Origin of the sequence: Priestia sp. AB, from assembly GCF_028369225.1 — a bacterium.
Lineage (GTDB): Bacteria > Bacillota > Bacilli > Bacillales > Bacillaceae_H > Priestia > Priestia megaterium.
This window is the reverse complement of the sequence record NZ_JAQMYN010000040.1, coordinates 1-8,550: the sequence shown is the minus strand read 5'-3', so window position 1 is coordinate 8,550 and position 8,550 is coordinate 1. Positions and strand designations below refer to the sequence as shown.

9 protein-coding genes are annotated in these 8,550 nt (G+C 33.6%); 7 read left to right on the top strand and 2 right to left on the bottom strand.

Annotation, left to right across the window (positions count from 1 at the left end; genetic code table 11):
- Positions 1-1,035: 1,035 nt before the first annotated feature.
- The 4 genes from POF52_RS30745 to POF52_RS30730 all read left to right on the top strand — a co-directional run bounded on the left by POF52_RS30745 (position 1,036) and on the right by POF52_RS30730 (position 4,074).
- The gene (locus POF52_RS30745) at positions 1,036-2,319 is read left to right on the top strand and encodes a replication protein (protein ID WP_271998111.1); all 1,284 of its coding nucleotides are present in this window, start codon (positions 1,036-1,038) and stop codon (positions 2,317-2,319) included.
- A gap of 107 nt (positions 2,320-2,426) precedes the next feature.
- Entirely contained in the window at positions 2,427-3,182 is a 756-nt protein-coding gene (locus POF52_RS30740) for a plasmid stabilization protein (RefSeq protein WP_271998108.1), read from the top strand.
- Positions 3,183-3,204: 22 nt separating this feature from the next.
- Complete coding sequence (locus tag POF52_RS30735) at positions 3,205-3,537, top strand: hypothetical protein (protein ID WP_271998105.1); 333 nt, start codon at positions 3,205-3,207, stop codon at positions 3,535-3,537.
- 132 nt (positions 3,538-3,669) lie between these two features.
- On the top strand, positions 3,670-4,074 hold the full coding sequence (locus POF52_RS30730) for a hypothetical protein (RefSeq protein WP_271998102.1): 405 nt from the start codon (positions 3,670-3,672) through the stop codon (positions 4,072-4,074).
- A gap of 141 nt (positions 4,075-4,215) precedes the next feature.
- On the opposite strand, the gene POF52_RS30725 is transcribed toward POF52_RS30730, so the two are convergent.
- Positions 4,216-4,917, bottom strand: a complete 702-nt coding sequence (locus POF52_RS30725) for a MerR family transcriptional regulator (RefSeq protein WP_271998100.1) — start codon at positions 4,915-4,917, stop codon at positions 4,216-4,218.
- Positions 4,918-5,883: 966 nt separating this feature from the next.
- Here POF52_RS30725 and POF52_RS30720 point away from each other — a divergent pair.
- The gene (locus POF52_RS30720; RefSeq protein ID WP_053488389.1) at positions 5,884-6,111 is read left to right on the top strand and encodes a helix-turn-helix transcriptional regulator; all 228 of its coding nucleotides are present in this window, start codon (positions 5,884-5,886) and stop codon (positions 6,109-6,111) included.
- A 269-nt stretch (positions 6,112-6,380) separates the two neighbouring features.
- Here POF52_RS30720 and POF52_RS31210 read toward each other — a convergent pair whose 3' ends face one another.
- Entirely contained in the window at positions 6,381-6,467 is an 87-nt protein-coding gene (locus POF52_RS31210; RefSeq protein WP_442956663.1) for a small, acid-soluble spore protein, H family, read from the bottom strand.
- 278 nt (positions 6,468-6,745) lie between these two features.
- Between POF52_RS31210 and POF52_RS30710 the strand changes: the two genes are divergently transcribed.
- Positions 6,746-8,233 (top strand): helix-turn-helix domain-containing protein, encoded by a 1,488-nt coding sequence (locus POF52_RS30710; protein WP_271998092.1) that lies wholly within the window; start codon positions 6,746-6,748, stop codon positions 8,231-8,233.
- Positions 8,234-8,382: 149 nt separating this feature from the next.
- A partial coding sequence (locus POF52_RS30705) for a hypothetical protein (RefSeq protein ID WP_271998114.1) occupies positions 8,383-8,550 on the top strand: 168 nt, incomplete at its 3' end.

The following is an 8,550-nucleotide window of genomic DNA, read 5'->3' as shown; positions in this document are numbered from 1 at the left end:
AGGTGCGCTGAGGGGGTTCTTGCAAACATTTCCTTGTACCCGAGGTTTTGTTAGGCTCTGCCTAATCCCACACAGTCTGTGGGGGCAAAAACCCCTTATGCTCTTCTCTCTATTTTTAAAAGGGCACCACTATTTTGGGAATTCCAAATAAAATATGGAACTTAAAATAAGAAATGTTGATCCTACTACTGTTAAAAAAATTAATGAGAAAGCAAAGAAACCTGCTCAATCATGACAACAAATTTTAAAAATCAGGTTCGTAAATTAGCTATTTTTCATCAATAATTCGACTGGGAAGGACACCTTGAAATTTTAATTAAGCCGACATTAATATGGTGGAATGCTGTGAAATTTCTAGGACAATCTCCAAAATCAGACTTCAATAAAAGAGCAGCTTCTACATGAGGTAGAAACTGCCCCCCTTTATCATATTTTTAACATGCTGCATAGGGTGATTTTTTCTCACCCTCTTTCCAAAAAAGGACTACAAAAAATCACCCTACCCAGAAGTACCATTTACGATTATCATTGAAAGTGTACTAATCATTAAACCTTCGGCATTATTAAAAATCTAGCATTATAACATACTTTTAAATACTTGAGGAGGGGTAAAAAAATACCCCTCCCCAGATTCCACAAATTCACCTATGATAAAGTCAAATCCTAAAGAAATAACAAACGGATCGTAACTGAAAATACTTGTTTTGATATATTTTGCTAATTTTTTATTGAATTACAAGACTACTTAACGCTATAATTAAATTAACAAAAATGACCGGAATAGAAAAAAGACTTCAACTGTTTAAGAGGTGTTGGAAGCACCCTTAAACCGTTCCCCCTAACACAACTAGGGAAAACACTTGTCGAAGTCTCTTGTTAATAGAGTTAGTTTTGTACAAAATAAAACTTATGGTTTTATTTTATATGAAATTGACATCTATTTCAAGGGCTTAGTTTATCTTAATTAAGACATTGTTTTCCTTTCTTCAGGGAAACAGTGTCTTTTTTGTGTTCCTTAAAGGAGAAGATGAACAAATGACAAAGATATTGACTTGCTATTTACCCGATGTAAATACCTTCAACGGACGATTCAAATGGTTATGGAAAGAAAAGCCTACCCTTCGTAAAAAGAAAGAGGCGTTTTTAGAAAACCTTCGTACATACTTTAAACAACAACAAGAAGCCCTACATAAAGTATTCCCTAAAAAACGGATGGAAATGTTAGATTACGTGATTTATAACCTTGTTGCTACAGGTATTCAAGCCATTCACTCCAAAACACTTATGGAGAAGTTTGATGTATCTCAAAGTACCGTGTCTCGTTTTGTAAAGTCTTTAAAGGCAACACCATTTATGCTTGTGGCCCGTTATATCAAAGAAGATACAACAGGTGCTCATCCTGATAGCTATGTGTTTATCCTTAAAAGCCATAAGAACTTTGATCAAATTTGTGAGGAAATCTTTTTTGCACATGATACAACAGGTATTCAAACGCTTCAACAAGAAGAAATGACAACTCCTGTGACAACTCCTGTGACAAGTCCAGAAAGTGCCGAAAACGTTGACACAACAAGCTTTGAGGACGAAAAAACGTCGTCCCCCTTTATTAACCTTGATTTACCTAAAAAGCATTTAAATAATCATTTAATATCTGCTTCACAGTCATTTGCTTATATCGTAGGTGTTCCTAAGAAAGTAAATCATGTGTATGCAGGGAAATATGGTCATCAACTAAAAGACTTTTATGCTCGTATTCAAAATGCTGCAAAAGCAGTAAAACGAGATACAGAGATTGAGATTGTAAAAGAACACGTACATGAAGTTGCTTATACAGCCATTGTTGGTTTAGATAAATATGTCCATGAAGCGAATCACAAGGGTACTACCCTATCACTCGATGACATGTGCCGTCTTGTTTATCAAATTGCCTACAATCAATTTACAAATCTACTAAAAGGGAATATAAATCAACAAACATCTGAGTCAGACATACATACTGAAGCTAAGACAGCTTTATTTACGCCTAAACATATCATCCGCAAGGAATTGGTTCCTGCTTGGTTACAAGCTGAACAGGAGCAAAAAGAGCCTACACAAGATAAAGCTATCTCTCTGGATCAACAGCTTGAAATGATTCAATTAAAGCAAGATTTAGGGCAAGAACTAACGCCAGAAGAAGAAAACGTACTCCAAGAGCACAGCTCTACGTACAGTTCGTTAGAAATGGCGCAGCTAAAACAGGATCTAGGACAAGCCTTAACACCACAGGAACAAGCTTTATTGCACCAACAGGACCAGTTAAAAGGCTCAGCTTCCTAATTCAAAAGCGAAGAAATCCCTTGGAAGCTGATGTTTAATAAGAGTATTATTATTTAGAACATACTTCTAAATAATCAATATATAAAACTACGTAGGAGGAGATCACGATGCCACATAAAATGACAATAACAGGATCTGCGACAGGACCATTACGAGAATACGATCGCTACGTTGCCTTTGATATGCGTGAAAAAGGTTCACCTTCTGCGCCTAAAGGACTGAAGAAGAGTACGTTTATTTCGTATACCGTGTTTGTTGCGAAGAAAGCCTTTAATAAAACCGGACTAACAAAAAAGAGTATTATGCATGAAAAAATCTTAATTCAAGGGGAACCAACGTTAGATATTCCCGTTGACGAGTGCCCTGGGGAAATTGGTATCATCTGCTTCCAGATTACCGTTCTCCCGAATAAAAACGATAAAGAAGCCAATGAGTCAAAAGATAAGAAAGAAGCCCAACAAGAGGTTTCTAAGGCTCAACAAGAGGTTTCAGCTACTAAGCAGGAAGAAAAACAAGACCCTGTAGCAAAAGAAGCGAAAACGGTACAGCCAGAAGTGAACGAAACACCTGTTCAAGAGAAAAAGGCTGCGCCACAGAAGAAGCAGCAACCTATTCAGCCAAAAGGGACAATGGATGTTGTGAGTTTTGATGATATTATCGTTCCTGAAGCCTTCTTAAAGACACGTCCAAACCCTGTGAAGACAGAAGAAGTCATTGAATTTGTGAAGCGTACAGGCCACCTTGACAAGCCGTTAACGATTGAGAAAGAAACGAAGGCTTTAAAGGATGGCTATCGTCGTTATATTGTGGCCAAAACCATGAAAATGGACAACGTTCCGGTTGTCTATGACGATCAAAAATAACGTACCATCTAAGGAGGGAGCTATGAATACTAACTATATGTCAGACTATGGGCTGCAAACATGGGCTTATCATCTAAGCATGAGTTACCCTTTTGATTTAGATTATTTATCGCCAGATGATCGAAGATATAATATTTACGTGGCTACACTCATCCCCAAATTAAGTATAGATGAAGATGCTGTTCAATTCTTTGAAGATTATATACGTTTTGACGTAATAGTTGGGACAGGAGAACATACTTCTAGAGAGACACTGGATATTTCTATTATTTCGGATGATATGCCAGAATTTGATCACAGAAAGTTTGAATTTGATTATGAGAAGCCACGTAAAGCGATGGTATTCACAGGTTAGGAGAAAGGCCCTATCGAGTTAAATCTCCTTCATGTCTACCTTGAGGAATCAAAGTATTACCTAGATACAGAGATTGTTTATATTGGGCAAGCATTTGGAGAAAATGGAGAGCGCCTTCCTGCTGAAGAGTTAATGTCCGATCCTACGTTACAGAAGTTAGAAGCAGATCTTCTACGTGAATATCCAGAAAAAGACCTAGCCCTTCTATTATTGGAGTTCAAATTACAATTATTAGAGGAAATAGATAATGAGGACGAAGATCTAATTCAACTACAAGAGCTAACAAAAAATCCTCCTCTGGAATTAAATAATCAAATTTTAGATGCAACGGAAGCAACTCTAATCAATCATTTCAAACCTGAGTACAATGAGAAGTTCAACAATGGTTTTTCTCGCGTAGAAGATCACGGGTTACATTATCATTCCATCACCGTGCAGGTTCATCCTGATATTATGGGGTTAAAGCTATTCTCAAAGGAAAAGAAATATCTATCAAATGAGCGTATTGTTTCTTCTCCTTTACTCTCAAAGAATTAAAAAAGAGTCATTCTCTTTAAATAGGTTATGAAAAGACCATAAAAAAATAGGATAAAGTAAAAGATCCTCTTCTGCGAAGCAAGAGGTTCTTTTACTTTGTCATACTTCTTATTTAATTTCACATGACGGATAAACCATATATTAATTAACACTTTCATCACTTTGAACATATTGAAGAACTTTCTTATCTATATATGATTCAATAAAATCCTGTCTTTCCCCTAGTTTTTCGGTTTTCTGCAGACCTAGAAAACCACTTCGCATAAACCTTTCACTTTCCGGTTTTTGATTCCACAATTCAACAGCTTCTTCCCTTGCTTGAATCCTTATTTTAGCTTCAACCTCTCTCAACCTTTGTTGGTCTTGTTCAGACTTTTTAATGTCTGGCAAGGTTCGCATTAATTGCTGAAGAGATAGTATTTCTTGAGCAGTATTTTCAGATATCTGTTTTATTTGCTTTTCAGTATGTTTAACAAACCCATCAAACAACTCAGCCATTGATTTTATTTTTTCTGTATTACCTTCTACTTGTTCTTGCAGTTCCTCTACTGATTCTTCTAGAAATGACTTAAGAGACTCATTTTTCTCAATCATTTCATCGGTCAATTCCTTGTTAAAATGCGCTTGAATCATTTTTAAAGAGTAGTCATTTTCTTCTTTTAAACGTTTTGCTTCTATCAGATCATTTAGATCCTGCTGACTAAAGCGTCGATGACCGCCCTCGGTTCGACTACCCTGCAAATTCATATATTTCATATATTTTCGCACATTGGATTGCGACCATCCTAGAATCTCTGCAACATCTTTTATTTGATAAGATAATTCTTCTTGTGTTTGTGACATAAATCAATCACTCCTTACCTTGTTCTACGCCAAGATTGCTATACTGGTTAACATTATATCAAATCTACTACTAAACTTTCTCGGAATTCTTCATAAAGTACTATCCAATTTCAAACAAACATAGTTTTGAATATATAATTCTACACAAAAGAAGATATAACCTTTTGTAATCTGTAATTAATTTTGCACAACCTTGAGTATAAATTCAACTTGAGTTGAACTACAAGGTTAATATTACATTTAATTTTGTACATTCTCAAGTACAAGTTTAACTAAAGTTAAACTACAAGGACGATTCTGTGTTTAAACTTATACATTCTTAAGTATAAGTTTAACTAGAGTTGAACAAATTGTACGTAAAATTGTATAAAAAAAGTGTAGGATAGGGAACGGTAGTCTATTTCATATTGAAATTGCACTTATTTTTGTATTTAAAAAGTGCAAAAACCTCGCAGTACATGGCGTTCTGAGCGAAGTTATATAAAATCCTTATCAAACCAAGTGTAGAATCGCCCAGTTTTAGTAGATAAGGAGCTAGAGTGACTGTTTAAGACAAATTCTATAGCTAGTAAGTTAAATAATGCCTGAAATAAAAAGTGCGCTAAGCATTCTAAATAATTGATTCGTAAGTTATTTATTTAGAGAAAAGTGAAATTTTATAATCTACTACGTATTCTTTGCAACGAAATCAAAAAAAGAGCCTTGCTTCTATTCTTAGAATCTAGGCTCTTTTCTATTTAGATATGAATATCCATAACAAAGACCGCCCATTATGTATCAGTGTATAAGGCGGTCTTAACTGTATTCATGCTATATGATTATGACAAAAATATCGACAACATGTGTAGAGGAACCTTATTTCTCTTATTCTATGCTAAAAACGCTTCCTTATTCCTAATTTTTCAAACACTTTTGATTCAATTTGGTGCAAAGTGGACAAGCTAATAAAAAAGGAGAGTGAGAGATGTGTTTTGGTGGCGTAACCCGAATCGCAGTAAATTTGGTCGTTGGCTGGATCGAGAAGGAATTACACAAAGTGAATTTTCTGAACGAAGTGGTGTTTCCCGAAACACTATTTGGCGAGTTTGTAACACCAAAGGTTATATTCCAACTCCTAGAGTAATGAAAAAGATCATGGCCACCGTTCAAAAAGTAGATAAAACAAAAGATATTGATGATTTCTTTCAATTTTAAACCCCATGTAAATGATATATAACATGGGGTTAAGTGTTATATGGAAATGTAAATTATGTTGCTATATTTCGATTTAGAATCAATTCGAGATAAAGGTTGTTTTAAGCATCTCGCCTTCTTTTAAGCTATAACTAATTAATAAAATTTAGTTAAACCAATCTAGAGCTCCTCTTAGAAAGAACTTGCCTATAAATTTTTATCTTTAAAGTTAATGTCCCCATATAATCGTTTTAGAGAATAAACCTCTTTCTCTATTAAATTAACTGTCTTCAAGCGATTATTCCTCTTTCTACATGCTCAATGTAAATACTTTTCCCATTATATATTACATTGGCCATGTCCACTGAATCTGCAATTTCTTATGCTCTTTGTACATCCACCTTTATCTCGCCTCCTTTTTATTTATAAAAGTGACAGTATTCGTTTTTGATTATTTTTTATCCATTTAATCCTCTATTTCAAAAAAAGAAGAATAGCCAATTTCCATTAAATACCTTATGTGCTAGGAGCCTAAGTATTATATATACTTATATAATAAGAGCAGGAATTATCCAGATTTAGTTTTTTACAATTTATCTTTTGAGTAAATAGCTAAGTCTAATTATTCCCTATTAAATTCTAGGAGGATAGAGTAATGCGAATAATAATTGCCGATAGAGACTCTACAGAAAGAGTAGGTATTAAATGGTTAATAAATTCTTATTCTATGAAATTTAATGAAGTATGTTTAGTTGAAGATGCAAGGCAGTTTATTAATGAATTTGAAAAAAGTGAACCAGATATATTGATTTTAGAGTTAGAAATGTTTTCAACTAACAGTTGGGAGATTATCTTAAGAAAAGTGGAAAATTACCAAGGAGTTATAATAGCTATCACTACTGAGGCAATTTTTGAACGTGCCCGGCAAGCAATTCAACTTCAAGCTGTTAATTTATTAGTAAAACCATTGTTACCTGAAAAACTAAAAGAGTCATTAGAAAAGAGTATAAAAAAGCTATCAAATTTTAAAGAGAAGTCTATTCATTTAGAAAATAAAGATGAAAATTATAGATATTACCAATCATTGATGATAGAAACTGAGGTAAAGTTTTCTAATGATTATAAAGGAATGATGATAATAAAACCGGAGTATCCAGACGATTTAAAAGAACTTTATAAGTATATTAATGAATACGTATTTATGGAAACACCGGTTGTTTTATTATTTAGTGATTACATAGTATGTCTTTTTTCTGTTTTTGAAATGGATAAGTTGTACATAGATTCTACTAGATTCATTAGTAATTCAATCAAATTACTAAACGGGGGAGTTTTTATTAGTATTGACGCCATAAATAAAGTTGAGGACTCCTTACATGCCTGTTATATGAGGTGTATCCAGACGTTAAAAATGGTATTTTACAAAGGATATACACAAGTTATGAAGGCTTCCGAATTCCCGAGCTTTGAAGAATTTGATCCTTTATTAAATTCTGAAGAACAACGAATATGGATTAAAATGTTAGAGGAAGAAAACCTAATACCTATAAAAAATTGGCTTTATGAGAAATTCACTAATTTTCCTAACGGGTACCCTGAACCTGAGTTAATCCGCATTAGCCTTACTAGTATTCTCGCACAAATACGGAGGCATATGAAATCCTATCGATTAGAAAAAAATCAAGCATTAGAGGAACAATATCAAAACATTTTTAACATTGTTCTTAATTCACCAGTACTTTTTAAAGTTGTACAGGAATTATTACTTTTTATTGATAAAATTTTAGAACAAGTTAAAACTCAGCAAAAAAATACTCAAAATGACTTTATTGAACTCGGTTTGAGGTTTATTGATGAACACTTCAGTCGGACAGATTTAAACCTCATAGTAGTAGCTGATTATGTTAATAAAAGTCCAAGTTATTTTAGTTATGTATTATCTCAGAGAACATCACAAACATTTCAGCAATACCTTACGAATGTTCGGATAAATAAAGCTAAACATCTATTATCTACAACATCACTGTCAATTCAGCAAATTTCATTTTCTATAGGTTTTTCAGACCCAAATTATTTCAGTAGAGTATTTAAAAATCAGACTGGTGTATCACCTTCTACTTGGAAAAATCAAATATTTATCTAGATATCTAGTTATTTTCCTATAATTAATGAAGAATTTGGTAATATTAAAGATTGTTATAGTTTTAATATTACTTATATTCTGATTATTATCTTCTGTTTCTGTTAGTGTTTTTTTAATAAACTATTAATTAACAGAAAGGGGACTATATAATGAATACTCAATCAGTTAACTTGCGCAAGTACTGCGCTCCTAAAGGAATTGAATTAAATACAAAAGGGTGGGTTCAAGAGGCTGTTCTTCGTATGTTAATGAATAACCTAGACCCACAAGTGGCAGAACATCCAGAGAAATTAGTTGTATACGGGGGAATAGGGAAA